The organism is Micromonospora sp. NPDC049101, from assembly GCF_040648675.1.
Taxonomy (GTDB): domain Bacteria; phylum Actinomycetota; class Actinomycetes; order Mycobacteriales; family Micromonosporaceae; genus Micromonospora.
On record NZ_JBEZED010000023.1, the window covers coordinates 67,208 to 91,798 of the forward strand.

Here is a 24,591-nt window from a genome sequence, read left to right on the forward strand (position 1 = left end):
GTGTCCGCCGGGTCTGCGATGCTGGCCCGATGACCGGCACCTGGCGACATCTGCCCGCTCCCGCCCGCGCCATCGCGGTGACCGCCACCGCGGCCGTCGCCGCCGCCCAGGCACGCGACGGTCAGGCGTACGAGGAGGCGATCGGTGACCTTGCCGCCGACGAGCGTTCCGGCCTGGTGCTCGGCGCGGTGGTCCGATTGCTGCTCGAGGAGAGTCATCCGGAGGGGCTGACCGGCGACGACATCCGTCAGGTGCTGACCCGCTGCGTGCAGGGCGCGGCGCGGTGGCGTTCGGACGTGGACCCGCACGTGGTGCTCGTCCTGCTGGCCGGCGCCCTCGGCGTGTACGACCCCGAGAGCGACGAGTCGCCTCCGGACGCGTCGGCGCTGGCCCGGCACGCCCCGCTCCTGGTGGCCGACCTGTTGGCAACGACAAGCGTGCCGTTGAACGACTACCTGGCGGCCGCGTTCGCCGAGATCGAGCGCACCGAACGACAGGACTGACCGGCGGAGGCGGCCGCCTCAGCGTCGCGGCCGCCCGCCGTGCGTCCGGCGGCCGAGGCCCCCCACCTGCCTGTGGTGCGTCCGGCGGCCGAGGGCCCTGACCTCGGTGTCGGCTGACCGCCGTACGTCGCGCGGCCAAGGCCCAGCCGCCTCGGTCGGTTCGGCGTCATCGAAGCGGTGGCGGGGTGGCGTCAGGCCGAGTCGGCGAGCCGGTGCGCCACGACCTCCAGATACTCCGCCGGGATCCGTACCGTGCCGTCGGTGGCTCGGTTGTGCGTACGCGCCAGCTTGACCAGGTCGGCGTGCAGTTGCGGTCGCCGTTCCTCGGGCAGCGCCTCGAACGCCTTCAACGTCGGCCCGTAGTTGGCCCGGAAGAAGTCGGCGAACTCCTCGGGTGTGCCGAAGCGGAAGACGAACTCCCGGCGTACCGTCCGCAGGTCGCCCACGGCCCCGCCGAGCAACTCGCGGACCCGGGCCTCGTCGCCCCACTCGACGGGCGCGCGTAGCCCCGGCGGTGGCGGCACGTGCCGCGCCACCGTGCGGAACAACTCGCCGATGAATCCCTGGGGCGTCCACGAGGCCAGCGCCACCGTGCCGCCTGGGCGGCAGACCCGGACCAGCTCGGCAGCCGCCCGCTGCTGGTCCGGGGCGAACATCACGCCGACGACGGAGAGCACCGCGTCGAAGGTCCCGTCGGGATGCGCCAGGTGCTCCGCGTCGCCGGTCACGAAGGCGACCGGGAGCCGCTCCGCCGCCGCCCGCTGACGACCCCGTTCCAACAGCCCGGGTACGTAGTCGACGCCGGTCACGACGCAGCCGCAGCGGGCGGCGGCGATGGCGGCGTTGCCGGAGCCGGTCGCCACGTCCAGCACGAGGGCACCGGCCGACAGGTCGGCCGCCGTCACCAGCGACTCGGAGATCGGATGGATGAGGGCGGCGACCGCACCGTAGTCGCCGCTGGCCCAGGTCACCTGCTGGCGTGTCTTCACGGCGTCGAAGTCGAGTGCGGTGGTCATCTGCGTCCCCCTCAGACGGTAGTGGTGCAGCCGACACTAGGTGGCTGACCGCCTCGGGGGATCGGCAGAAGTACCTATGTTGGCGGTGGTTTCGGCAGGCAGGGCACGCTCAGTCCTGGTTCCAGGTGTCCGTCTCAAGTGTCGACGGCGCACCCTCTCGGGCCACCTGACCGGTGGCGAGCGTCCGGCCGGACGCGTCGAGCGCCTCGACGACGAGGCCCGGCACGGAGTGGGGCACGGTCAACACCACCCCGCAGCCGCTGACCGCAGTCGTCCGCGCGCGCCCGTCCTGCACCACTCGTACCTGGGTGGCTGCCGCCGGCGTCACCACCAGCAGGGACCGCTCGCCCTCGCCGCCGCCGACGTCGTTGCCGATCGACACAACCAGGATGCTCGCGGGGTCGGTCGGGTCCGTCGGGACGGTGAAGGTGGCGCTGGTGCCGACCACGCCGTCGGGCCGTGGCTGATCGAGGTCGATCGTCACCTCGCCGGCCCAGCCGCCGCCGGCCGCGGGAGCAGCCAGGACCGTCGCCTTGCCGCTGTACAACGAGTGCCCGTCGGCGCCCGGCGATCCGCCGGCGGCGCGGGCGGGGAGGCCGGCGACCTGCCCGCCCCAGACCGCGCTCGGCAGGGCGGTCAGTCGGTACCCCTCCGACTTGGCGTACGACGACAGCAGCGGTCGGGCGCGCCGCTCCGGGACAGCGCCGCGTACGCGGGACATCGCGGTCGCGAACTGCGCGTCGGTGATCGGCTCGGGCGCCAGCGAACCCGGACCCGGGGTTGTCTTGCGCGTCACCGCGCCGCAGTCGACCCGCCACCACTCGGGCCGCTGGGTCTGCGGGGTACGGATCAGGTAGGACCCGGTCGGCTCCGGGGTCCACCGGAACGCCCTGCCGTTGGGCAACGGTGAGGTGAGGAAGACACACCCGGCGGGTGCGATCGCCACGTGGATGGACGTTGGGGCGTCCAGGGCGAGGCTCTCGTAGGGTTGCAGGCCGTCGCCGAAGCTGTGTACGGCGGCGGGGCTGGCCAGCTTGTCGGCGTCGGCACCCTCGTCGGCGACCAGCCACACGGAGGGGCCCGACCAGTCGGTGGCCGGCTCGGGCCGGTCACGGACGAAGGCCGCGAGCGCGATCCGCCGGCCGCCGATGTCGTCGACGAACAGCACCTTCACCGTGGTCGGCGTGTCCAGCACGTTCAACGGCAACGTCACCCGGGGAAAGCCTCCCCGGCGCTGCGCGGCCAACAGGAGTTCGGAGAGCTGGCGGACATAGCCGCTGTCCTGGCCGACGACGCCGCGCGGTGGCGACTGGAGGAGTTTGTCCGACCAGGCCAGCGCGGGTGCGATGGACTCGGTCGCGGCTGCCGGTGGCGGTTGGGTGGTTCGGCCCGGGTCGGCGATCGCGAAGGCCGCTCCGCCCAGGCAGACCACCAGAGCGAGGGCCAGCCCATTGCGGCGGCGCTGCCGGTCCCGTCGGTAACGCGCCCTGGCTCGACCGTACGGATCCGGCTGCGGGGTCAGGGTCCTGCCCAGCTCGGCCAGGGCCCGGCCCAGTTCCTCGTCGACAGTCATGGTGTTGCCCCCGTCATCGTCGTCGTCCCGGTCGGTACTGGATCGGCCGCCGCTGAGGCCGTCGTCGGCACCTCTGCCGGCGACGACGCGTCCGACGCCAGTGCCAGACGCAGGCGTGCCAGACCTCTCGACGCCCGGCTCTTGACCGACCCCACCGAGCAGCCCAGGGCGGCGGCGACCGCCACCTCCGGCAGATCGACCACGTACCGGAGCACGATCACGGCCCGGGTGCGGGGCGTCAGCTCCCGCATCGCCTCGTACAGGGCGTGTCGTTCGGTCACCGCCTCCGTCATGTCCCGGGTGGACCGGTCCGGCAGGATCGACGTCACCACCTCGTGCACCCGGTGGCGGCGCCAACTGCTGATGTGGTGGTTGATCATGACCCGTCGCAGGTACGCCATCGGGTCGTCGACCCGACGCCACCGACGCATCACCTTCACCAGCGCCGACTGCACCAGATCCTCGGCATCCTGCGCCGACCCGGTGAGGTGGTACGCCACGCGCAGGAGATCCATGTAGCGCGTCTCGACGAACTCTCGGAAATGCTCGTCGTCAACTGCCATCAGCCCCCGCCTTGGTTGGTTACCCATCACGACTCCGTCGAGGGTCGATAGGTTGAAGGCCGGCCGCGGACACGTCGTGAAATTCCAGCACCTCACGGCACTCGACGCGGGCGGCGCACTGTCGACCGCCCGGGATGAGCGCCGGCGGCTGGCTGGCCGGCCGACACCCGCACGTCCACGGTGATGCGTGGACGTGGGGCGCGAGCCGTCAGCCGTCGGCGTGAGCCTCGGCTGTCAGGGCTTGCTCGCGTGGAGGAAGACCGTCACGGTGTCCTCCCTGTCGAGGTCCACCAGCAGGCGACGGTAGGTGCCGTTGGGCCCCGGTGCCTCTTCGCTGATTCCGGAGACCCGCACAGCCGTCTCCGGGTGCCAGGTGTCTCCTCCGCCGACGTCGTCCTGCTTGGTGACGACGCGTAGCCCGGGGGTCAACCCGGCGGCGAAATCTCCGTCGGTCAGGAAGGTGTCGAGGGCCGCGCGAGGGATTCGGAACCTCGCCGACAGGTAGGTCTCCAGTCCGTTGCTCTGGGCGGCCGAGAGGAGCACCGTGCCAGGCGGGAAGGTCACGTGGGCGAAGGCTTCGACCTCCGACGCACTCGCTGGCCGCGGCGGCGACTGAAGCGAATCATCAAGATCCTCAAGCCCGGTCACGGCCACGAATCCACACGTGACCAAAGACAGCACGAGGCTCAGGCTGGCCAGGACGAGAGCGACAGTGGCCTTGCGGCTGGGCTTCGGCGCCGGCTGGTCGGACACCGGCAGCACGGTACGCCGCTGGGCGCTGGGGCGCGATGCTCGTCTAGGGCTGGACGTCGTTGGACAAGTTGATCCGGACCCCCGTGTTGCGGTATCCGGCGCGAGCGAAAGCGGCCGCCATAGGCGCATTACCCATGTCGGTGGTGGCGGTGATGCGCGACTCCCCGTTGGTCGCGTGCAGGCGGGTGATCTCGGCGAGCACCTCGTCCACGTAGCCGCGCCCGCGGAACTCCGGCACCACCCCGAGATAGCCGACGTTCACGTTGTACGGGGTCGCGGAGGGAATCGCCATGCCCGCCACCTCGCCCTCGCGCGTGTAGGCGATCCGCCACCACTCCCGCTTGCCCGGCGCCCTGAGATAGAAGTCCATCTCTTCGCGCGCGGTCGCGTCCACACCCTTGGCGGCCAGGTCCGCACGGGTCTGGGCATCCAGGCTGCCCTCGGCGATTCTCCTGAACAACCCGAGGAACTCCTCGTCGGATGCCTCGGTGAACCGCAACCTGCCGGCCGCGCCGGGCACCCCGTCGGCGGGTGCCCACTCGAACTGCAGCCGCTCCACCTCGCGGGTGAGGCCCGCCGCATGCGCCGACGCCCGCCGCCACTTGACGGCCGCCAAGGTGACCGGATCGTCACGCCAGCCAACGGTGACCTCGATCATGTACTGCACCGGCTCCGGGAACCCGGCCAGCGCGGCCCTGACCAGCGCGGCGGCGACGGCGACACGGTCGCCCACGGCTGGATCCACGTCGAGGCAGTCGAGCGCGACCGGATGCGGGCTGCCCTTCGGCCCCCACCACAGTGCCCGTCCCACGACCTCGCCGGCGCGCTCGGCGATCCATGTCCACTCCGGCCGGTACATGTCCTCGGCCAGGTCGGCCAGGTAACGGTCGGCGGGGATCCACCCAACAGGCTCGGTCACGATCCACGGGGTCACGCGGTCAAGGTCCGCGGGGGCGATAGCGCGGTAGGAGAACACGTGCAGAGGCTAGCGAAGCGAGGGCTCGCGTCTCACGCATGGCCCGGGGCGGGCTTCGGTTCCAGGATCTGCGGCACTCGTACGCGACCTGGCTGTGTCGGGCGGCGTACCGGTCAACGAGGTGGCGCGGGTCATGGGCACGAGCAGATTAGGTGCCGGCCTGGGTCGATGGGAAGAGCGCCGGGAGGAATGACAGAAGGCCAGGTGAGAGGCGATCTCACCTGGCCTTCTGGCCTCTGGTCGGGGGCCGGATTCGAACCGACGACCTCTTCGTCCCGAAGGAACCATCAACCGCCGATGAGCTGAGCAAACATCCCGTTTGACCTGTCCCAACGGTCCGTCAGCGTCCACCGGCGTCCGTCCTTGCTCGCGTCCGTCGTCACCCAGTTGGCCACCCAGGTGCCTGCGGCTATGCAGTGGCAGACGCAGCCGTAACAGTCCCATCGTCCTCAGCCTCCCGCATTTCAGCGACGGTCTCGTACTCGACCTGCCACACTGGCTTGTCGGTCGGGATCCACGCCGGTTGAGCGAGATTCGCCTCCGCAGCCGCCAGTCGCAGAGATGCGGTCACCACAAATTGGTGGCAGAACGTGAAGTCGTCACGGGTCGGGGCGTAGCCGCGTGGAGCCTTGTACTCCCGTCGCATGTCCCCAAACACAGACCTCGTCGGGGTCAAGCTACGGAACCTCTGGTACTCAGCGAAATCCAGTCCGAGCGAAACCATCCGCATCGCATCTTGCAGCGTCTTTGAAACCTCAGTCACTTGGGCGATTTGAGCCGCTAAGGTTGACGCGTCCCTCCCAGCGCCAAACCGGTCAGTCGCGAGCGGCCGCAACATCCTCTCGATCAGGCCCTCGGACATTGCACGATCGATCTTTCTGCCAAACATGAGTGGTGACGTAGCAAGGCCCCACGGCTTTGGCGAATGCGGGTCGAAGAGATCATTCAGCGCATCGACCAAAACTATCATCGCTGCTGTTTGGTCGCCAGCCTCGCTCGCTGCCTCAGCCTTTCGTACCAGATCACGAACTGGGGCTTGACTGATCACGTCCGCCATCGAAACAGTGTCGTAGTCGACGCCAAAGACCAAAATGGTGTTCGCCGCCATGAACGTGGCCGTGTCGGCCACTGCCATGTCGATGGTTGCAGGGTCGGGGCGAGCATCGTAGTGCTTGAGGTTGACGCGGGCTTTGTTCAAGCGCTTCATACCCTGTTGGACAGCAAGGTCGACACCATCCGGCAGGTGCGGGCTCAACGTCTCCCAGTACTTCTCGAAATTTGGAGAAGCCTTTGCTCCAAGACGGTCCGTGGCCAGGATCAAAAAACCCTCCACGGCGTCATGCAGCATAAGAAGGCTCGCTGACGATAAGGGCACCGGCAAGCGCGCCTGTTCGATGCCGAGAGTATGTAGGTAGCGGATGAACGCAAGGCGACGAAGAACGTCCTGATCGACCGGCATGTCAACCAACGTAGCGCCTCCTCCGCCTCACTGTCTGCCGCCGACCCGCCCTTCGGGGAGCGGGCCGCCGCCCGGCCCGTGACGTCAAGCAGACCTTGACGCACGTTCGGACGCTGCCGGAACAGACGGAGTCGGCGTTTGTGTCGCGGACCGCACCCCCGACGGACACCGCCACAGTGGCGCAGTTGACCCAACCTCGACCGGCACGAACCCGGCTCCCGGGGGCGGAGCTAGCCGCCGACGTGGTACTTGTGGGCAGCAGATATCGTGTATGTCGATGTCAGAAGCCGAAGATGGCGTCCCTCGGCACCTGCGAGTCCCTTAAGGACCTTGATGCAACAGATGCTCATTGCGGGGCGCTACCGCCTGCTGGACCTTGTCGGGACTGGCGGAATGGGTCGAGTTTGGCTCGCTCGCGATGAACTGCTGCAACGCGACATAGCAGCCAAGGAAGTCATACCTCCTAGTTGGCTAGCGAAGGCTGAGCGAGAACAGTTGAGTCTACGCACTCTGCGTGAGGCGCGCACTGCCGCGAGACTCGCTCACCCCAACATCATCCGGACTTATGATGTTGTGTTCGATCGTGGTAGTCCGTGGATTGTTATGGAATACGTACCGTCGCGTTCGTTGCAGCAAATTCTGTCCGCCGATGGCCCGTTGAGCCCTGAACGGACGGCCCGGGTTGGTTTAGCAGTTCTCGCGGCGCTGCGGGCAGCGCATGCCGCTGGAGTGTTGCACCGTGATGTTAAGCCGCATAACGTACTCGTCGCCGATGATGGCCGGGTAGTCCTGACTGACTTCGGGCTCGCTACATTCGAGAACGGGGATGAGGCGATGACTGGTCCAGGTACAGTTCTGGGTTCGCCCCAATTTGTTGCCCCCGAGCGTGCAAGGTCGGGCGTATCTACCACCAGCACTGACCTGTGGTCGCTGGGTGCAACACTTTACGCAGCCGTAGAGGGGCAATCGCCCTATGCGCGTGCGAATGCCATGGCGACTCTTAGCGCGCTTGCAACGGAGCCCCCGGACCCAATGCGTCGTGCTGGCCCTCTTCAGCCGCTGCTTAGCGGGCTCTTGGATCGCAACTACAAACGCAGGCTAACTGCGGTTGAAGTTGAACCGACCCTTCGGTCAATTGCAGGCGGGCTGGAGGCAACTCAGCTCTCTCCGCCACGGCATGGGTATCGTTGGGAAGAGCCGGACCGGACTGATCTACCGGCGGGCCCGATATCCATCGATCGGCCGGGCGTATCTACCAGAGGTTTCACCGATTCGCCTGCCGACCAAGACTTGCTCGGCAGGGAGCCGATTGTCGATGTGCTGGCCGAGATATTTCATCCGAATCCCCTAGTTACTCCAGATGATTCTGGAAGCGGGCCTCAAGTAGTCACGGTGGATGGTCCTTGGGGTTCTGGAAAGACTACGGTCATGCATTTGGTGAAACAACGGATAGATCAGAGGTCTGCGGAATGGGAATACGCCACTAGTCGCAGTCGGTCACGCTGGCTCCGAATGCTTGAAGCAAAGAGATCTGCCCGTTTGACACCAGCGGGAGCGCACAGGCTTCTCGGCGTCTGGAGAACCCCAAACGCTGCGCCGTGGCCAGTAGGCACTAGAGCGGGCGTCGACGATGAGTTGGCGATGAATCCACCACCCGTCACCGCACTGTTCGAACCGTGGGCTCATCAGACTAGTGAGCAGGTTTGGGCCAGCCTGGCCAAAGTGATAACCCAGGCGGTCGTCCCATCGATCTTGCCAAGTAGCAACGCTCAGCGTAGATTCTGGTTCGCGCGCAACGCGGAGCGGCTCGACACAACGCGACTGCGGCGGGCTCTGTGGAATGGAGTCGCCTCACCGCTTCTGAAAATTTCCATCTTCGGCCTTTTGGTCCCACTCGTGGTGCAGTTAATGCGCCCAGAAAGCACGTGGCGGCTGTGGGGTGCTGCGGCCAGCCGCTGGGCTTGGCTGCTGCCGCTATTGATTCTCCTTGTCGGGGCAATTCATAGCGGGCTGCGCTATTTCTTCGGTAGAGCGTCGGCCTTTCTGCCTGAGGAGATGTTCACGGGTCCGGTTCTTGGGAATGGAATGATCGAAAAATCCGCAGGGCAGGTCCTGAGCGACCCCTTGCATTGGGCGCAGTCCGGAAGTCTCTATCTTGTGCAGCACGATGTCAAAGTCGTATTGGATCTGTTGAATGATGCTGGTCGTGAGCTAGTTCTTTTCATTGACGACTTGGACAGATGCGGGCCAGAAGGGTCAGTCGAAGTCCTACAGGCGATCAACTTATTCACTTCTGGGGCGCTCGGTGGGTGTCGCATCGTTATCGGGCTTGACCAGGCGATCGTGGCGGGACAGCTTGATGAGTTCTACAGCCGAAGGGGCGACAGCGTTACGCGGTTCGGTGACGATCCGAGTGCGGGTTGGAGTTTCCTCCGCAAGCTCACCCACCTCCCAGTCGTCCTGCCGCGAGTTAGAAGCGAAATGCTGGATATTTACCTGATCGATCTCCTTGGCCCTATCCAGGGAAATTCTCGTGGTCGAAGCGGCGATGCGGGCCAAGGCGCTCAAAGCGAGATTGACGGCACAAGGTCAGGTTCTGACTTTCGGGCGCGGCCCTCCGTGAGTACGGCTATGTCGCGTATCGAAGACGTAAGCGTGATGGCGTTGGAGCGCCACCCCGAGGTCAGATCTTATATCCGGCAGAGATTGGCTCGGTACGACGATACCTCGGGGCGTGAGACGAAGAGGCTTCTGACCGTCTGGCAGTTCTACCTTAGATTGTGGCTCCGGACTGGAAGTCACGCGAAGTTGGCAGAGTGCGTCGAGGTAGCTAAGAGCCTGGTGGTCTTCGCTGAAATATTGACGCGGTGGCCGGCAACGGTGCGTCTGCTCTCAACTGTAAAAAACGGTAAGTGCGGGCTCCTCACTCTGGCCGAGGGTGCAAGTGATCAAATACAGTGGGACAAAGGCGTCAGCGATCTCGGTCTGAATAGTGCTGAGCATCGAAAAGCAACCAAGGGTCTCCGGAAAGTCCTGCTGGAGCCAGAGGGCTTAGAGGTGGGCAAGTTGGCCGATGCTCTGCTTTAGGAAGTACGCCGAGCAGCAGCCCGCTTTGGCCGCGGCGGCCTGGCCTGCGCTCTGACCTCTCTCTGGGGAGAGCCAAGCACGGGGTGGGTGCGTTGAACGTCTCATGCGCCATGCACAATGAGTTCGTGGTGACGGAGCCGGGCACTACCTACCCGGTGCGTTACCGCGCTGACTCATCACCGCCACCGCCAGGAGCGCAAGACTGCCGGCAAGGACTGGCAGCCGCTCGGGCTGGTCTTCGCCTCAACTGTCGGCACTGCCCTTGATGCGGCCAACGTCCGCAGGGCCGTCACCCTGGCCGGCCTCGATCCGGCTGCGTGGACAACTCGTGAGCTGCGGCACAGCTTCGTGTCGTTGCTGTCTGACAGCGGGGTAAGCCTGGAGGACATCGCCGACCTGCGCGGGCATTCCGGCATCACCGTTACCGAGCTGGTCTACCGTCACCAGCTCCGGCCGGTGGTGCTCCAGGGCGCGGCGGTCATGGACCGCATCTTCGCGCCGATCGGCGAGGCGTAGTCACTCAGTTGGTCACCCAGGAAGCACTAGAGGGCACATCCATGGATCGGATGTGCCCTCTGGCCTCTGGTCGGGGTGGCCGGATTCGAACCGACGACCTCTTCGTCCCGAACGAAGCGCGCTACCAAGCTGCGCCACACCCCGAGGCGTGCCGACAAATAGTAGCCCACCCGCCCGGATGGTCAAACTCGGTACCCCCGCCGCCCGGACCCCCAAGATCCGCACAACTTCGGCGACGTTGCTGCCGCACGGCAGACCGCGTTGTGTAGATCTTGCGCCGGCCCTGGGGGCGGTCAGCGGGGGATGAGGGTGAGGATGCTGGCCTCCGGGGGGCAGGCGAAGCGGATCGGGGCGGTCGGGTGGGTGCCGAGGCCGGCGGAGACGTGCAGCCACGAGTCCGAGCCAGGCCAGCGGTGCAGACCGCGCGCCATCGAGCGGGGCAGGCCGCAGTTGGTCACCAGCGCCCCGTACCCCGGTACGCAGACCTGACCGCCGTGGGTGTGCCCGGCGAGCAGCAGCCCGAAGCCGTCGGCGGCCATCTGGTCGAGCACCCGTGGCTCGGGGGAGTGCGTCAGCGCGATGGACAGGTCGGCCGAGGACGAGACCGCCCCGGCAACGGTGGGGTAGTCGTCCCGGTCGATGTGCGGGTCGTCCACGCCGACCAGGTCGAGCTGCCGGCCGCCGGCCTTCAGCGTGGTCCGGGCGTTGTTGAGATCGGCCCAGCCGGCGCCGGTGAACACCTGGCGCAGCTCCTCGTAGGGCAGCTCGACGCCCTCGGTGTACTCCCGGTCGGGCAGGAAGTAGGTGAAGGGGTTCTTCAGCACCGGCCCGGTGTAGTCGTTGGAGCCGAACACGAACGCGCCCGGATAGTCCAGCAGCGGTTGCAGGGCCCGCAGCACTCCGGGGACCGCGCCCGGGTGGGCCATGTTGTCGCCGGTCACCACCACCAGGTCGGGGTCCAGGGCGGCCAGCGACGCCACCCAGCGCTGCTTACGCGCCTGGTCGGGCATCATGTGCAGGTCCGACAGGTGCAGCACGCGCAGCGGTTCCGCGTCGGCCGGCAGCACCGGCACGTCGTACCGCCGCAGGGTGAACATGTTGCGCTCGATGAGCGACGCGTACGCGAGGGTGGCCGCGCCGACCGTGGCGGTTCCGGCAGCAAGCCGGAATAGTGTGCGCTTTCGCATGCCGTTCAGGGTAGTTTGACCGTCCATGAGCACGCTGAAGGACCGCCTCACCGCCGACATGCGTTCCGCGCTCAAGGCGCGCGACGAGCTGACCACCTCCACGCTGCGGATGGCCCTGGCCGCCGTCGGCACCGCCGAGGTCGCCGGCAAGGCCAAGCGCGAGCTCTCCGATGACGAGGTGCTCGCGGTGTTGACCAAGGAGGCCAAGAAGCGCCGGGAGGCGGCCACCGCCTTCGCCGACGCCGGCCGCGCCGAGCAGGCCGCCAAGGAGAGCGCCGAGGGGGAGGTGCTGGACCGCTACCTGCCCAAGCAGCTCTCCGACGCCGAGCTGACCGAGCTGGTGTCGGGGGCGCTCGCCGCGGGCGGCTTCACCGGCAAGGCCCAGATGGGCCCGGCCATGAAGGCGGCCCAGGCCGCGGTGGCGGGCCAGGCCGAGGGTGGTCGGGTGGCCGCCGAGGTACGCCGACAGCTCGGCCTCTGACCCGGCGGCATCCCGGCCGGCGTTCCCCGGAGCGGGGGCGGGTGCTGCTGGTCCGGACGAACGGAAACGGGCGGGCACCCGTGGTGGGTGCCCGCCCGTCGTGTCCTACTCGTCCACTCAGCCGCCGGGACGGCCCCCGGGTCGACCGCCGGGCTGCCCGCCAGCACCGGGGTTGCCCGGTGTGCCGCCGCCACCGCCGCTGCTGACCTGGATGGTGACCACGCCACCCTTGATGGTGCGCCCGTCCGGGCTGGTGCCGGCGGCGGTGCCGGCCGGGCAGGTGGACGGCACCTTGGCCTCGGAGACGACCGGCTCGAAGCCGGCACCCTTGATCCGGGACTTGGCAGTGTCCACCGGCTGGCACTTCACGTCGGGGATGCTGCGCTGGTCACCCTCGGAGATCTTCTGGCCCGGCGGCTCGAAGTTGATCCGCGGCTTGTTCTTCATGGCGTCCCGCAGCGTCTCGTAGACCGGCGGGTTGATGCCGTCCCTTTCGCTGTGCTTCATCTGGACGTTCGTCTGCGGCCAGTCCGGGTCGGCCATGATGCCGGCCACCGAGTACTGCTTGGTCATCACGACGATGGCGGCGGTCTTCTCCGAGTCGGTGGTGCCGGTCTTGCCGGCCACCGGCGCGTCGACGATGCCCTTCACTCCGCCGGCGGTGCGGCTGCTGCCGCACTTGCTGGTCTCGGAGTTGTCGCCGACCGGGCAGCGGGCGGCGTCCACGGCGGCTCGGGCCACGTCGGTGCTGAACCGCTTCTCACAGCGCGGGTTGGCGATGTCCAGCTTGTTGCCGTCCGGGTCGCGGATCTCCTGCACCGGGATCGGCTCGCAGTACTTGCCGTCGGCCGCCAGGGTCGCGTACGCGTTGGCCAGGTCCAGCGGGGTGGTCTGCGCGACACCGAGGGTGAAGGCACCCCACTGGTGCGCGTCCTGCTTGGTGCCACTGAGTCGGAGATCCTCATCGGTGCGGAACTGGATGCCGGCCCGCTTGGCGGCGTCGATCACGTTCTCCGCGCCGACCTGCTGCTGGAGCGGGACGAAGTAGGTGTTGACCGACTGGGCGAACGCGGTCCACATGTTCTGGACGCCGCCGGCCTTCAGACCGGAGTTGGTCGGGCAGTAGAAGTGGGTGCCGGGGCACGCCGCCTTGCTGCTGGGGTCGATGATGTATTCCGACTTGAACTGCTGCGGCGCGTTGAAGCTGTAGCTGAGCGGGATGCCCTTCTCCAGTGCCGCCAAGATGGTGAAGATCTTGAACGTCGAGCCGGCCTGGTAACCGGTGATGCCGTCACCGCCGCTGAGCAGCGGGTTGACCGTCGCCGGGTAGTTACCCCGGATGCCCCTCCGGCTCTTCGCCGGATCGCTGGAGATCTTGTTCGTCGGGTTCTTCGGGTCGTCCAGCTTGAACTGGCGGTTGACCGCGAGCGCCCGGACCCGGCCGGTGCCGGGCTCGACCACCGCGACCATGGCGGCTTCCTTGCTCTTCTCGCTCTTGGACTTGCGGACCGCCTTGTCGGCACCCTTCTGCGCCTGGACGTCGATCGAGGTCACGACGGTGTAGCCGCCGCTCTTCAGCCGCCGCTCCCGGTCGTAGGTGGTCGAGCCGAACGTCTCCTGCTGCATCCACCAGCGGTAGAAGTAGTCGCAGAAGAAGCCCCAGCTGTTGACGTTCGCGGCGATGCAGCCGTTCGGGGTGCGCTTGTCCTTCACCTTCAGCTCGACGGCCTTGGCCGCATCGGCCTCCTGCTGGGTGATGGCCTTGATGTCGACCATGTTCTGGATGACGTAGTCGCGCCGGTCCTTGGCGAGCGGGTAACCCGTCTCGGTGGTCGGGTCGTTCGTGGTGGGCGCCTTGACCATGCCGGCCAGCAGCGCCGCCTCCTCGATCTTGAGCTTGCTCGGCGGCTTACCGAAGTAGACCTGGCTGGCGGCGTAGATGCCGTACGCGCCGTTGCCGAACGAGGCGAGGTTGAGGTAGCGGGTGAGGATCTCGTCCTTGGAGAATTCCTTGTCGACCTGGAGGGCCAGCCGCATCTCCCGGAGCTTGCGGGCGCTGGTGTCCTCGGTCGCCGCGACCACGTCGGCCGGGTGGGTGGCCGAGTACGCGATGGCCAGGCGGACGTACTGCATGGTCAGCGTCGAAGCGCCCTGCCGACCGCCGTCGCCCTGGTTGTTGACGAACGCGCGGGCGACACCGTTGATGTCGACGCCGTTGTGCTTGTAGAACTCATGGTCCTCGGCCGCGATGATCGCCTTCTGCATGTACGGAGAGATGTCGGCGAGCTTCACGTCGCGCCGGTTCTCGTCGTACATCGTCGCGAGCGGTGTCTTGGCGTCCGAGGCCAGCAGATAGCTGATCTGTGGCGCGCGGGCCACCGTCAGCTCCGTGGGCAGGGCGCCGAATGTCTCGGCGCCGGCCTTGGCGGCCAGGCCGGACATCGCCACCGCGGGGAAGGCCGCCGCAGCGACCACCACACCGGCCAGTAGGCCGCACACCAGCAGCGATGCGGCGTTGGTCAGCACATTGTGGTCACGTTTCCGCATCCAGGTCACCTCGACAGGGTACGCGAGTAGGGAACGAGGGGCGCTGGGGCGTTCTTTCCCCATTTCCTGCGCGCGCTGCCCTCGTTGTGCTAAACGCACGACCCCCGGTGCTCGGTTGCGGGTGACCTGGCGTGAGTCTCCTCCGATCGAAGGAGGCGGCGCAGCGTTATCGCCGACCTCGGCGGGGTAACCGGCGGTCGAAGGCCCGGGAAGCCGGGACTGTCCGAAATGATGGATTTCGTCGACAACGTTGCGTAATCAGTCGACTACAGAGCATGATGGGGGTGGCGACAGCGCCACATGTCGTCCGTGCCGCCTTGGGGAAGGCGAGCCGGGCGATCGGGGGGAATTGCCGGCTGGCGTGCATCGACGAGGTCGGTAGGTACTGCAAGGGGGGACGTGTACACATGGGCATGATCACTGACTGGCCGTCGCTGGCGGCGTGTCAGAACGGGGACCCGGACGCGTTGTTCGTACAGGGCGCCGAACAGAACGTGGCGAAGCGGATCTGCCGGAGCTGCCCTGTTCGGTACGAGTGCCTGGCCGACGCGTTGGACAACCGGATCGAGTTCGGTGTGTGGGGCGGCATGACCGAACGCGAACGGCGGGCGCTGCTGCGTCGACACCCGCAGGTGACGAGCTGGCGCAAGATGTTCGAGGCCGCGATGAAGAAGAACAGCAAGGACAAGGCCGGAAAGGACAAGATCCTCGTCAGTGCGGCCAACTGACGACGGTCACGGCCGGCTGATCGCCGCGCCGATCGTCCGTAGCCCGTCGACGTCGTGCACGTCGGCGGGCTGCGCCGTCACCGACACCGTCGGCACCGCGGGGAACGCCTCGGTGAACCGCGCGGCGACCCGCTGTTCGCGTACCGCCTGACGAGCCAGCGCCGCGTGCGCCCGCAGCACGTCGGCGGTCGCCTCGTGCCCACCCAGCTCGGTCAGCCGCTCGGCGGCGACCCGGCTCTGCTCGGCGTCCAGCTCCGGCACCGCGAGCCGGTGCACCCGGTTGAGCACCAGGCCGGCCAACGGCATCCGCTCTTCCCGCAGGCGGCCCGCGAAGTAGGCGGCCTCCCGGACCGCGTCCGGCTCCGGTGCCGCGACCAGGAGGAAGGCCGTCTCCCCTGCCTGCAGGATCCGGTACGTCTGCTCGGCGCGCTGTCGGAAACCGCCGAACATCGAATCCAGTGCGGCCACGAAGCCGGACAGGTCGGTGAGCAGTTGCGCGCCGAGGACCTTCTGCACCACCTTCGAGAACATCCCGAACGAGGCGGTGACCAGGCTGAACATGCTCCGGCCGCCGCTGCGCGCCGGGGCCAGCAACAGCCGCAGCATCCGGCCGTCGAGGAAGCGGGAGAGTCGGGCTGGCGCGTCCAGGAAATCAAGTGCCGAGCGGGACGGTGGAGTGTCCACCACGATCAGGTCCCATTCGCCCCGGGCGTGCAGCTGGCCGAGCTTCTCCATCGCCATGTATTCCTGCGTGCCGGCGAACGTCGAACTCATCGCCTGGTAGAACGGGTTCGCGAAGATCTCCGCGGCCTTCGTCGGATCGGTGTGCTGGAGCACCACGTCGTCGAAGGTGCGCTTCATGTCCAGCATCATGGCGTGCAGCTCGCCGCCGCTGCTCTCGACGTCGATCCCCTTGACCTGGCGGGGAGTGTTGTCCAGCTCGGTCAGGCCCAGCGACTGGGCCAGCCGGCGGGCCGGGTCGATGGTGAGCACCACCGTGCGCCGGCCGTGGTGTTCGGCGGCCCGCAGCGCCAGCGCCGCGGCGGTGGTCGTCTTGCCCACCCCGCCCGCGCCACAGCACACGACGATCCGTACGCCCGGGTCGGCGAGGATCTGGTCGACGTCCAGCTGCGGCGCCGCGTCTTCGGAAGGCACCAATCGAGCGTATCGGGCCGCGTGGGTCCATGCGCCTGTGCTGGGCTCAGGTGTGAGTCAATCGGCGCGGACGAGGGCCTGGGCCAGTGCCGCGAGCCCCGCCCGGTCCACCCCGTCGGGCAACAACGGCAGCTCGATCATCGGCAGCCCCAGCTCCACCAGGTCGGCGCGGAGCGAATCCTCCAGTTCGCGCCGGATGAGCTGGTCACGTGCCTCGTCGTGCAGACCGGCCACGGTGTCCCGATCGGCCGGCAGCCCGGCGGCGACCAGCCCGCGCCGCAGCTCCGCCGCGGTGACCGCCTGGCCGGCGGGCAGCGGCGGTCGGGTGCCGTTGACGATCACCTTTCCGGTGCCGAAGCCGAGTGCGGTCAGGTCGGCGATCGCGTCCACCGTCTCCTGTACCGGCATCTCCTCCAACAGCGTGACCACGTGGACCGCGGTCATCGGGGAACGCAACAGCGCGGCCACCCCCTCGCTCTGGGTCTTGATCGGGCCCACCTTGGCCAGCCGGGCCGTCTCCGCCGTCACGTTGAGGAACCGACCGATCCGCCCGGTCGGCGGGGCGTCCAGCACCACCGCGTCGTACGCGCGACGCTGCCCGGAGGTGCGGGTGGTGGCCTCCTTGACCTTGCCGGTGAGCAGCACGTCCCGCAGGCCCGGCGCGATGGTGGTGGCGAAGTCGATGGCGCCGAGCTTGCGCAGCGCCCGGCCCGCCGCGCCCAGCTTGTAGAACATGTCGAGGTATTCGAGCAGCGCCTCCTCGGCGTCCACCGCGAGGGCGCGCACCTCACCGCCGTCGGGTGCCTCGGCAAGGTGTCGCTCCTCGTACGGCAGCGGGTCGATGCCGAAGAGTTGGGCGATGCCCTGCCGCCCCTCGACCTCGACCAGGAGGGTGCGCCGGCCACCGGCGGCGAGCGCGAGGGCCAGGGCCGCCGCCACGCTGGTCTTGCCGGTGCCACCCTTGCCGGTCACCACGTGGAGGCGGGCCGACCATCCGGTACCGGCCGGGTCGACCGGCCGCTCAGCTGCACACACGCGACGAGCCTATCCACGCCCGATGGTCAGGCGACCTCGCAGACCCACCAACCCGTCTTCTGCACCACAGTGAAGCGCAGGTCCTGGTCGGCCACCTTCTCGTCGGCGGTGGTCATGGTGACCCGGGTGGAGACGGTGGCCCGGTCCCCGGTCTGGTTGTCCACCTTCGGGGTGGTCCACCGGAAACGCGGGTTCTGGTACTCGGAGGCGTACTTCTGCACCTCGGCGACCTTCGCGGCGATCTTTCCGTCGTCGCGGGAGGCGGCGCACACCCGGTTGGCCGCCTTGGTCGCGTCGCGATCCCGGTAGACAGCGGTGAGGAACTCGTCGACGGCGACCGCGGGCTCCTTGGCGCCCTCGCCGGTCTCGGTGTTGCGCAGGGTCAGGAACGCCAACGCTCCACCACCCACGCAGAGCACCATGATCACGACCAGTGCGATCGCCGCGATCAGCAGACCGCGCTTCTTCTTCGGCTCGGCCGCGCCCGGATAGGGCGGGTACTCCGGCGGTGGTGGCGGGATGGCCGACGAGCCCGGGGTGCCCGGTGGGGTCGGCGTCGCGGCCGGGGGGCCACTCGGCGTACCGGTGGCGCCGACCCCACCGGGCGGCGCGGGGAAGACCTGCTGGATGGGGACGGTCGGTGGGGCGGGAAGCGCGGCCGGTGCGGGGGGCGCGGGGAGCGCGAGCTGCCCGGACGGTGCGGCGGGGGCCGGCTGGGCGGGGACGGTCGGGCCGCCGGTCCGGTCGGTGGGGTCCGGCTGGGCCGACGGGAGGGCGGGTGGACCGGCCTGGTCGCCGCTGGGCGGTTGGGTCATCGTGTTCCCCCAGGGGTGCGGCGCCCGCCGCCACCGGAGGCGTCGAGCGTGATCGAGCGGGCTGCCGGGCGCTGCGCGACCGCCCGACCGGAAGGGTAGCGGTCGATGACGGCGGCGGTGTTTCCCGTGCCGCGCCGCGTTGCGAACCGATTCGGCCGGGCGGGACCGGCCGCGGATCCGCCATCGGGCTTCTTACCTGCCGTGTGTCGCATATGTGACTGTCGGTGACCATTCGGGCGCGTCCTGCTGGCGGGGCTGCGGCCACCGACCTACCTTCGTCCCGGCGCGGGGGGCGGAACGGACGAATGGGTCCGGACCGGAAGAGTGATCCGAGCGGTACGACCGGAGGCAGTGCATGCGCGACGCGGACAACATCCCTCGCACCCATTTCCCGACCAACGACCGGGCGCGCCGTCCCGGATCCTTGTTCGAGGCCGGCGGGCCGATCGGCGGCCAGCCGGTCAACGAACGGTCGTACCGCCGGACGCCGGAGCAGGCGGAGGTGGCCCGGGCGCCGAGCCACCTCGCCGAGCGGGCGCGCGACGACGACGAGCCGGGCTTCGTCATCCACCTGCCGATCCGGGTGCCGAGCCTGACGGCGGCGACCGTGCTGGCCGGCCGGGTCGCGGTGTCCCTGGGCTTCCTCCCCGAGCTGGACGCGGGTGAGACCACCGTGTCCAACGCCGACGACCAGAACAACCGGCACCGGGTCTTCTGCGACCTGCTGCTGCCCGACCGGTCCCGCTGCCCCCAGGGGTACGAGCACGAAGGGCGCTGCGGGGAGGCGCCGGCCGCGCCGGAGCAGCGTCCCGCGTCTCGCCCGGCCAGCGGACCGTAGGCTGTCCCTCCAACAAGATTCCGCACCGAGAGGGAGCCCTTCAGCGATGCAGAAGTGGGAATACTCCACGGTCCCGCTGCTGGTCCACGCGACCAAGCAGATCCTCGACAACTGGGGCGAGGACGGGTGGGAGCTCGTCGCCGTGGTCCCCGGACCGAACCCGGACCAGCTGGTCGCCTACCTGAAGCGGCCGAAGGCGTGAGCAGCGGTCCGCACGCGAAGCTCGCCGAGCTGGGGCTCGACCTGCCCGAAGTCGTGCCGCCGGTGGCCAGCTACGTGCCGGCCGTGCAGTCCGGGCAGCACGTGTACGTTTCCGGCCAGCTGCCGTTCGCCGAGGGCAAGCTGCTCGCGACCGGCAAGGTCGGCGCCGGGATCTCCGCCGAGCAGGCGAAGGACCTGGCCCAGCGGTGCGCGCTGAACGGGCTGGCCGTGGTCGACTCGCTTGTCGGCCTGGAGAACGTGGTCAAGGTGGTCAAGGTGACCGGTTTCGTGGCCTCCGCGCCCGGCTTCACCGGCCAACCCGCGGTGATCAACGGCGCCTCCGACCTCTTCGGCACCGTCTTCGGCGAGGCCGGCCGCCATGCCCGTAGCGCCGTCGGGGTGGCCGAGCTGCCCCTGGACGCCCCGGTCGAGGTCGAACTCATCGTCGAGGTCGCCTGACCCCACCCCGCGATCTTGCACTTTCCGCTCGGATGAAAGCCCCGAACAGGGATGAATCAGGGTGCGCAAGTGCAAGATCGCGGGGTGTTGCGGGCGGGGTCGTACGATCGCAGCCATGAGCGGGCACGTGACGGGGGCGGTGGCGGCGCTTGCCGAGAACCTGCCCCGCTGGGTTTCACTGCTGCGGGCACCGAATCCGGGGCCGATGACCCTCGACGGCACCAACACCTGGGTGCTGCGCGCCCCGGCGGCCGAGTCCGGCATCGTGGTCGACCCGGGGCCGGCGGACGAGGGGCACCTGACCCGGATCGCCGAGCACGGCCCAGTCGGGCTGATCCTGATCACCCACGGCCACCCCGACCACACCGAGGGCGCGGCCCGGCTGAGTGAGCTGCTCGGCGGCGTGCACGTCCTCGCCGCCGACCCGGCGCACACCATCGGCGGCGAGCCGCTGACCGAGCCGGGCGAGCACTTCGGCGGCTTCGGTCTGACGATCCGTCTGCTGCGGACTCCGGGGCACACCGCCGACTCGGTCTGCTTCCTGGTCGAGCACGGCGACGAGCGGGTGGTGCTCACCGGTGACACCATCCTCGGCCGGGGCACCACCGTGGTCGCCCACCCGGACGGGCACCTCGGCGACTACCTGAGCAGCCTGGAGCTGCTGTCCGCGTACCGGGGGATCCCGGCGCTGCCCGGGCACGGCCCGGCGCTGGCCGACTGCGCCGCCGCCGCGGACTTCTACCTCGCCCACCGCCGGGCCCGGCTGGACCAGGTCCGCGCGGCCGTCGCGGCCGGCGCCCGGACGCCAGCCGACGTGGTGGCGGCGGTCTACGCGGACGTGGACCGTTCGCTCTGGTGGGCGGCCGAATGGTCGGTCCGCGCGCAGTTGGAGTATCTGGGCGTCGGCACCGGGGAATCCGCGCCCGGGGTCAGTGGGTTGGAGCACACGTGACCTGCCCCGTGTGCGGAACCGTCGCCGTTCCCGGTGCCCGGTTCTGCCACAACTGCGGTGCCGCGCTGCCGGCCGCCGCGACGTTGCCGGCGGCCGAGCGCCGGGTGGTCACCGTGCTCTTCGGTGACCTGTCCGAGTTCACCTCCTGGTCGGAGGATCTCGACCCGGAACGCGTCGGCGCGGTCACCGACCGGGTGCTCGCCGCCCTCGCCGGAGCCGTGAAGACCTTCGGCGGGCACGTCGACAAGCTGACCGGCGACGGGATCATGGCGGTCTTCGGTGCGCCGGTCGCGCACGAGGACGACGCCGAACGGGCGGTCCGTGCCGCCCTGTCCATGCAGCGGGCCGTCCGCCGGGTGCTCGACGACGAGCGGGGCGGCGGCGCGCCACTCGGGCTGCGGGTCGGGTTGAACACCGGCGACGTCATCGCGGGCATCCAGGCCGCGATCGAGTACACGGTCATCGGCGACACGGTGAACACCGCCGCCCGGCTGGCCGACGCCGCCGCGGTCGGCGCGGTCTACGCGGGTGGGCGCACCGCCGCCGCCACCCGGCACGTGTCCTCCTGGCGAGCACTGCGCCCGCTGCGGCTCAAGGGCAAGCGTGAGCCCGTCGAGGCGTACGAGCTGCTGGGTCTGCTGGACGCGCCGGGCACCCGCTCGGGGCTCGGCGACGAGGCCCCGTACGTCGGCCGGGAGACGGAGATCGGTCGGGTCGCCGGGCGGCTCGCCGAGGTGATCGACCAGGGTGACCCGCGTGTGCTGCTGATGACCGCCGAGGCGGGCATCGGCAAGTCCCGGTTCGCCGCCGAGGTGGAGCGCCTCGCCGCCGGGTACGACGTGGGCGCCGGCCGGTACGCGGCGCACACCGGGGCCCGGGTGCTCTCGGTGCGCTGTGCCGCGTTCGGGGAGCGGCGGAGGCTCGCGCCCCTGGCCGACCTGGTGCGGGCCGCCGTCGGTCTGCCCAGCGACGCGTCCACCGCGCTGACCCGCCCGGCGGTGGAGGAGCGGCTGCGCCGGCTCGGGCAGCGGCTCGCCCGCTCCGCCGCGGACACCGCGCCGATCGCCACCGAGCAACTGCTCGCCCTGCTCGGCTACGCCGAACTCCCGGCGCACGCGGGCACCGACACCGGCGAGTGGGGCGGCTCGGGCACCCCGGCCGCGGATGCCGAGGTGGTGCCGAACGCGGTCGCCGACCTGCTCAGTGGGCTCGCCTCGGAGGCGCCGCTGGTGATCGTGGTGGACGACCTGCACGACGCCACCGCCGAGACGATCGGCGCCCTCGGGCTGACCCTGTCCCGGCTCACCGGCCCGGTGTTGGTGCTGCTGCTGGGCCGCCCCGAGCTGGTGCGTACCGCCGGGGCGCTGACCCGGGTCGCGGACGCCGAGGTGCACTCGCTGCCGCCGCTGCGGGGTGCCGACGCGGCGCGGCTGCTCACCAGCTATCTCGGTGGCGGCAAACTGCCACCCGCCGACGCGGACCGGCTGCTCGCCACCGCGCAGGGCAACCCCTTCTACCTGGCCGAGCTGGTCACCCTGCTCATCGAACGCGGGGCGCTCACCACCGAGACGGCGCGCGGTGTCCGCACCGCTGCGGAACGGTCCGGTGCTGGCGAGCGGGACCAGAGCGCCGTGGCCGGCTGGCGGTTGGTGCCCGGTTCGCTGGGCAGTCGGCTGCTCTCCCGCGACCTCGCCGCCGTGCTCGCCGCCCGGATCGACGCGCTGCCCGCGGACGCCCGATCGGTGCTGCGCGATGCCGCGGTGATCGGTGACTCGGTGCCGACCGGTGCGTTGGAGGCGATGCGTGAGCAGCGCGCCGGCCGCGACGGTCGGCCGTCGGCAGTGGTCGCCGTGGAGCTCGACCGAGCGGTCGAGGAGCTGCTGCAACGCCGGATGCTGCACCGCTCCCGGGCCGGCTACTCGTTCGCGACCCCGCTGATGCGGGAGGCCGCGTACGCCGGGGTGAGCAAGGCGGAGCTGGCCGAGCGGCACGCCGCGTTGGCCCGCTGGGCGGCGCCGACGGACGGGGCCGCGACCGGAGCGCCGGGCGGGTTCACCGACGAGGCCCGGGACGACTTCGTGGCCACGCACGTCGAGCGGGCCGCCACGCTCGCCGACGCGGTGAAGCTGCGCCCGGACGCGCCGGCCCGGGCGGTGGTGCCGCTCGGCGTCGCCGCGCTCGGCCGGGCCGCCCGCCGGTCACTGGCCGCCGGTGAGCCGGTGCTGGCCGTCGAGTACGCCGAGCGCGCCACCGAGCTGGCCCGCGACGGTGTGCCGGCGGCCGATCGGGTGGTGCACGCACGGGCGCTGCTCCAGGTCGGCCGCGTCGCCGACGCGCTCGCGTACGCGGAGAAGATCGCCGCGAACGCGGGGGACGAGGCCACCCGGGTCGGTGCCCTGCTGCTCGCGGGGCAGGCCCAGGAGACCCTCGGTGACCAGGGCCGGGCGATGATCGCCTGGCACGAGGCGTTGCAGGTCGCCACGGCGGGCGGGCTGCCCGTGCAGCGGGCGACGGCGATGCGCCGGCTCGGCATGGCCGACTTCGTGGCCGGGCGGCTGAGTCAGGCGAGCAGCCGGCTGGCTGCCTCGTACCAGGTCAGCCTCGGTGCGCAGGACCGGCGCGGGCAGGCCTGGTCGCTACAGAACCTGGCCTGGGTGACCACCACCCGGGGTGACTTCGCCGGCACCGACGCGGTCCTCGGCCGGGCCGCCCGGCTCTTCGCCGAGTTGAAGGACCCGTACGGGCGGGCCTGGCTGCGCGGCACCACGGCGTTCGCCCGGCTGCTCGCCGGCCGCCTGCGGGAGGCGTGTCGGATGGCGCAGGTGTTCCTGCCCTTCGGCGAGCGGGTCGGTGAGGCGTGGGCGGTGGGCACACTCCGTGCGGTGGCGGCGTTCGCCACCGCCGAGCTGGGCGACCTGGCCGAGGCCGACCGGGAGGCCCGTCGGGCGTACCGGGAGTTCGCCGCCGTCTCCGACGACTGGGGGCGCGGGTTCGCGCTCGTGGTCCGGGCGGTGGTGGCGCGTGGGCTGGGCGAGCCGGAGCACGCGGCGGACCTGCTCACCGACGCCCTCGCGTACGCCGAGCGCACCTCCCACCCGCTGCTCACCGGGATGGCCGGCGCGCTGCGCGGCTTCGTGGCGTTGGACCTGGGCGACTGCGAGACGGCCGAGCGGGTCGCCCGCGCGGTGCTGACGGCCGTGGAGCCGCACAACCCGCAGGCCCCGGCCCAGGTGGCGCCCCGGGTGCTGCTGGCGACGGCCCGCCTGGCCGCCGGTGACTCGGCGACCGCCGTCGGTTTGCTCGCCCCGGTGGCGACGGCCGCCGCGAACGCACCCTCGCTGCTCTTCTCCCGCCGTCAGACGATGGCCCAGTACGCGGCGGCACTGCTCGCCCACGGTCAGCGGGAGCAGGCACTGGACTGGGCCCGGCGGGCGGTCACCGCGCCGGCCGAGGACGTGCGCAGCCAGGTGATCGCGGCCAGCGTGTTGGCCGAGGCACTGGCCGCCTGCGGTCACCCGGAGGAGGCCCGGTCCTGCGCGGAGGAGGCGGTCCGCCTGGCGTACGCGACCGAGCAGCGCAGTGAACGCGCCGCCGCCAACGCCCTCCGCGCCCGCCTGGCCTGACTTTTCTCGTCGGAAAGTGGCCCGCCGGTGACCGAAAGCTCTTGATCAATCTGGTGTCGGGGTGCGGGCAGGGTTTTTGCCGGTTCTGGGGATGTGGCGGTCGGGGTGAGGGGCTAGCGTGTCA

The 24,591-nt window shown here is 69.8% G+C and carries 18 protein-coding genes, 1 tRNA gene and 4 pseudogenes; 11 read left to right on the plus strand and 12 right to left on the minus strand.

Translation table 11 applies throughout. The annotated features are described in order from the left end of the window. Positions 1-29: 29 nt before the first annotated feature. Positions 30-503 (plus strand): hypothetical protein, encoded by a 474-nt coding sequence (locus AB0B57_RS26860; protein WP_357075440.1) that lies wholly within the window; start codon positions 30-32, stop codon positions 501-503. Between the two features lie 191 nt (positions 504-694). On the opposite strand, the gene AB0B57_RS26865 is transcribed toward AB0B57_RS26860, so the two are convergent. From AB0B57_RS26865 to AB0B57_RS26890, 6 genes are all read right to left on the minus strand, one after another. Next, on the minus strand, positions 695-1,519 hold the full coding sequence (locus AB0B57_RS26865; RefSeq protein WP_357075443.1) for a class I SAM-dependent methyltransferase: 825 nt from the start codon (positions 1,517-1,519) through the stop codon (positions 695-697). 109 nt (positions 1,520-1,628) lie between these two features. Next, a complete protein-coding gene (locus tag AB0B57_RS26870) occupies positions 1,629-3,092 on the minus strand; it encodes a hypothetical protein (protein ID WP_357075445.1) in 1,464 nt (487 codons plus the stop codon). Continuing rightward, on the minus strand, positions 3,089-3,655 hold the full coding sequence (locus AB0B57_RS26875; protein ID WP_357075448.1) for a SigE family RNA polymerase sigma factor: 567 nt from the start codon (positions 3,653-3,655) through the stop codon (positions 3,089-3,091). The genes AB0B57_RS26870 and AB0B57_RS26875 overlap by 4 nt, the downstream gene beginning before the upstream one ends. 234 nt (positions 3,656-3,889) lie before the next feature. Beyond that, a complete protein-coding gene (locus AB0B57_RS26880) occupies positions 3,890-4,408 on the minus strand; it encodes a hypothetical protein (RefSeq protein WP_357075451.1) in 519 nt (172 codons plus the stop codon). A 43-nt stretch (positions 4,409-4,451) separates the two neighbouring features. Further along, positions 4,452-5,327: a GNAT family N-acetyltransferase gene (locus AB0B57_RS26885; protein WP_357075453.1), complete on the minus strand. Its 876-nt coding sequence runs from the start codon at positions 5,325-5,327 to the stop codon at positions 4,452-4,454. Positions 5,328-5,793: 466 nt separating this feature from the next. Then, positions 5,794-6,843, minus strand: coding sequence for a hypothetical protein (locus AB0B57_RS26890; RefSeq protein WP_357075456.1), 1,050 nt, complete (start codon positions 6,841-6,843; stop codon positions 5,794-5,796). Between the two features lie 333 nt (positions 6,844-7,176). Here AB0B57_RS26890 and AB0B57_RS26895 point away from each other — a divergent pair. From AB0B57_RS26895 to AB0B57_RS26905, 3 pseudogenes are all read left to right on the plus strand, one after another. Further along, a pseudogene (locus AB0B57_RS26895) lies at positions 7,177-8,013 on the plus strand (serine/threonine-protein kinase); the annotation flags it as partial. Between the two features lie 213 nt (positions 8,014-8,226). Continuing rightward, positions 8,227-9,930: pseudogene (locus tag AB0B57_RS26900) on the plus strand (P-loop NTPase fold protein); the annotation flags it as partial. 132 nt (positions 9,931-10,062) lie between these two features. Next, positions 10,063-10,446, plus strand: a pseudogene (locus AB0B57_RS26905) (tyrosine-type recombinase/integrase); the annotation flags it as partial. 67 nt (positions 10,447-10,513) lie between these two features. Here the strand turns inward: AB0B57_RS26905 and AB0B57_RS26910 are convergent. Then, positions 10,514-10,590 (minus strand) — tRNA-Pro (locus tag AB0B57_RS26910). 149 nt (positions 10,591-10,739) lie between these two features. Continuing rightward, positions 10,740-11,633 carry a metallophosphoesterase gene (locus AB0B57_RS26915; protein ID WP_357075460.1) on the minus strand — a complete coding sequence of 298 codons (894 nt, stop codon included), beginning with the start codon at positions 11,631-11,633 and terminating at the stop codon, positions 10,740-10,742. A 25-nt stretch (positions 11,634-11,658) separates the two neighbouring features. Here AB0B57_RS26915 and AB0B57_RS26920 point away from each other — a divergent pair, with 25 nt between their 5' ends. Further along, positions 11,659-12,114 (plus strand): GatB/YqeY domain-containing protein, encoded by a 456-nt coding sequence (locus tag AB0B57_RS26920; protein WP_357075463.1) that lies wholly within the window; start codon positions 11,659-11,661, stop codon positions 12,112-12,114. A gap of 117 nt (positions 12,115-12,231) precedes the next feature. Here the strand turns inward: AB0B57_RS26920 and AB0B57_RS26925 are convergent, their stop codons facing one another. After that, the gene (locus AB0B57_RS26925; protein ID WP_357075466.1) at positions 12,232-14,661 is read right to left on the minus strand and encodes a transglycosylase domain-containing protein; all 2,430 of its coding nucleotides are present in this window, start codon (positions 14,659-14,661) and stop codon (positions 12,232-12,234) included. 407 nt (positions 14,662-15,068) lie between these two features. Between AB0B57_RS26925 and AB0B57_RS26930 the strand changes: the two genes are divergently transcribed. Further along, the gene (locus tag AB0B57_RS26930; RefSeq protein WP_030328078.1) at positions 15,069-15,389 is read left to right on the plus strand and encodes a WhiB family transcriptional regulator; all 321 of its coding nucleotides are present in this window, start codon (positions 15,069-15,071) and stop codon (positions 15,387-15,389) included. A 6-nt stretch (positions 15,390-15,395) separates the two neighbouring features. Here the strand turns inward: AB0B57_RS26930 and AB0B57_RS26935 are convergent, their stop codons facing one another. The 3 genes and pseudogenes from AB0B57_RS26935 to AB0B57_RS26945 form a co-directional block, all read right to left on the minus strand. After that, complete coding sequence (locus AB0B57_RS26935) at positions 15,396-16,547, minus strand: ArsA-related P-loop ATPase (RefSeq protein WP_357075469.1); 1,152 nt, start codon at positions 16,545-16,547, stop codon at positions 15,396-15,398. A 54-nt stretch (positions 16,548-16,601) separates the two neighbouring features. Beyond that, positions 16,602-17,579 (minus strand): ArsA-related P-loop ATPase, encoded by a 978-nt coding sequence (locus AB0B57_RS26940; RefSeq protein ID WP_357075471.1) that lies wholly within the window; start codon positions 17,577-17,579, stop codon positions 16,602-16,604. A 26-nt stretch (positions 17,580-17,605) separates the two neighbouring features. Next, positions 17,606-18,058 (minus strand): annotated as a pseudogene (locus AB0B57_RS26945) (hypothetical protein); the annotation flags it as partial. Between the two features lie 691 nt (positions 18,059-18,749). Between AB0B57_RS26945 and AB0B57_RS26950 the strand changes: the two are divergent. The 5 genes from AB0B57_RS26950 (at position 18,750) to AB0B57_RS26970 (ending at position 24,467) form a co-directional block, all read left to right on the plus strand. Further along, the gene (locus tag AB0B57_RS26950) at positions 18,750-19,232 is read left to right on the plus strand and encodes a hypothetical protein (RefSeq protein WP_357075474.1); all 483 of its coding nucleotides are present in this window, start codon (positions 18,750-18,752) and stop codon (positions 19,230-19,232) included. A gap of 46 nt (positions 19,233-19,278) precedes the next feature. Next, entirely contained in the window at positions 19,279-19,434 is a 156-nt protein-coding gene (locus tag AB0B57_RS26955) for a DUF4177 domain-containing protein (RefSeq protein WP_007466198.1), read from the plus strand. Continuing rightward, entirely contained in the window at positions 19,431-19,892 is a 462-nt protein-coding gene (locus AB0B57_RS26960) for a RidA family protein (RefSeq protein ID WP_357075477.1), read from the plus strand. The genes AB0B57_RS26955 and AB0B57_RS26960 overlap by 4 nt, the downstream gene beginning before the upstream one ends. Positions 19,893-20,007: 115 nt before the next feature. Next, complete coding sequence (locus tag AB0B57_RS26965) at positions 20,008-20,844, plus strand: MBL fold metallo-hydrolase (protein ID WP_357075480.1); 837 nt, start codon at positions 20,008-20,010, stop codon at positions 20,842-20,844. Beyond that, positions 20,841-24,467 carry an adenylate/guanylate cyclase domain-containing protein gene (locus AB0B57_RS26970; RefSeq protein WP_357075483.1) on the plus strand — a complete coding sequence of 1,209 codons (3,627 nt, stop codon included), beginning with the start codon at positions 20,841-20,843 and terminating at the stop codon, positions 24,465-24,467. The genes AB0B57_RS26965 and AB0B57_RS26970 overlap by 4 nt, the downstream gene beginning before the upstream one ends. The last annotated feature ends 124 nt before the right edge of the window (positions 24,468-24,591 follow it).

Bases quoted from the DNA above. Each gene is read 5' to 3' on its own strand.
- AB0B57_RS26860 (WP_357075440.1), top strand. From the start codon at position 30: ATGACCGGCACCTGGCGACATCTGCCCGCTCCCGCCCGCGCCATCGCG.
- AB0B57_RS26865 (WP_357075443.1), bottom strand. From the start codon at position 1,519: ATGACCACCGCACTCGACTTCGACGCCGTGAAGACACGCCAGCAGGTG.
- AB0B57_RS26870 (WP_357075445.1), bottom strand. From the start codon at position 3,092: ATGACTGTCGACGAGGAACTGGGCCGGGCCCTGGCCGAGCTGGGCAGG.
- AB0B57_RS26875 (WP_357075448.1), bottom strand. From the start codon at position 3,655: ATGGCAGTTGACGACGAGCATTTCCGAGAGTTCGTCGAGACGCGCTAC.
- AB0B57_RS26890 (WP_357075456.1), bottom strand. From the start codon at position 6,843: ATGCCGGTCGATCAGGACGTTCTTCGTCGCCTTGCGTTCATCCGCTAC.
- AB0B57_RS26915 (WP_357075460.1), bottom strand. From the start codon at position 11,633: ATGCGAAAGCGCACACTATTCCGGCTTGCTGCCGGAACCGCCACGGTC.
- AB0B57_RS26920 (WP_357075463.1), top strand. From the start codon at position 11,659: ATGAGCACGCTGAAGGACCGCCTCACCGCCGACATGCGTTCCGCGCTC.
- AB0B57_RS26925 (WP_357075466.1), bottom strand. From the start codon at position 14,661: ATGCGGAAACGTGACCACAATGTGCTGACCAACGCCGCATCGCTGCTG.
- AB0B57_RS26930 (WP_030328078.1), top strand. From the start codon at position 15,069: ATGGGCATGATCACTGACTGGCCGTCGCTGGCGGCGTGTCAGAACGGG.
- AB0B57_RS26950 (WP_357075474.1), top strand. From the start codon at position 18,750: ATGCGCGACGCGGACAACATCCCTCGCACCCATTTCCCGACCAACGAC.
- AB0B57_RS26955 (WP_007466198.1), top strand. From the start codon at position 19,279: ATGCAGAAGTGGGAATACTCCACGGTCCCGCTGCTGGTCCACGCGACC.
- AB0B57_RS26965 (WP_357075480.1), top strand. From the start codon at position 20,008: ATGAGCGGGCACGTGACGGGGGCGGTGGCGGCGCTTGCCGAGAACCTG.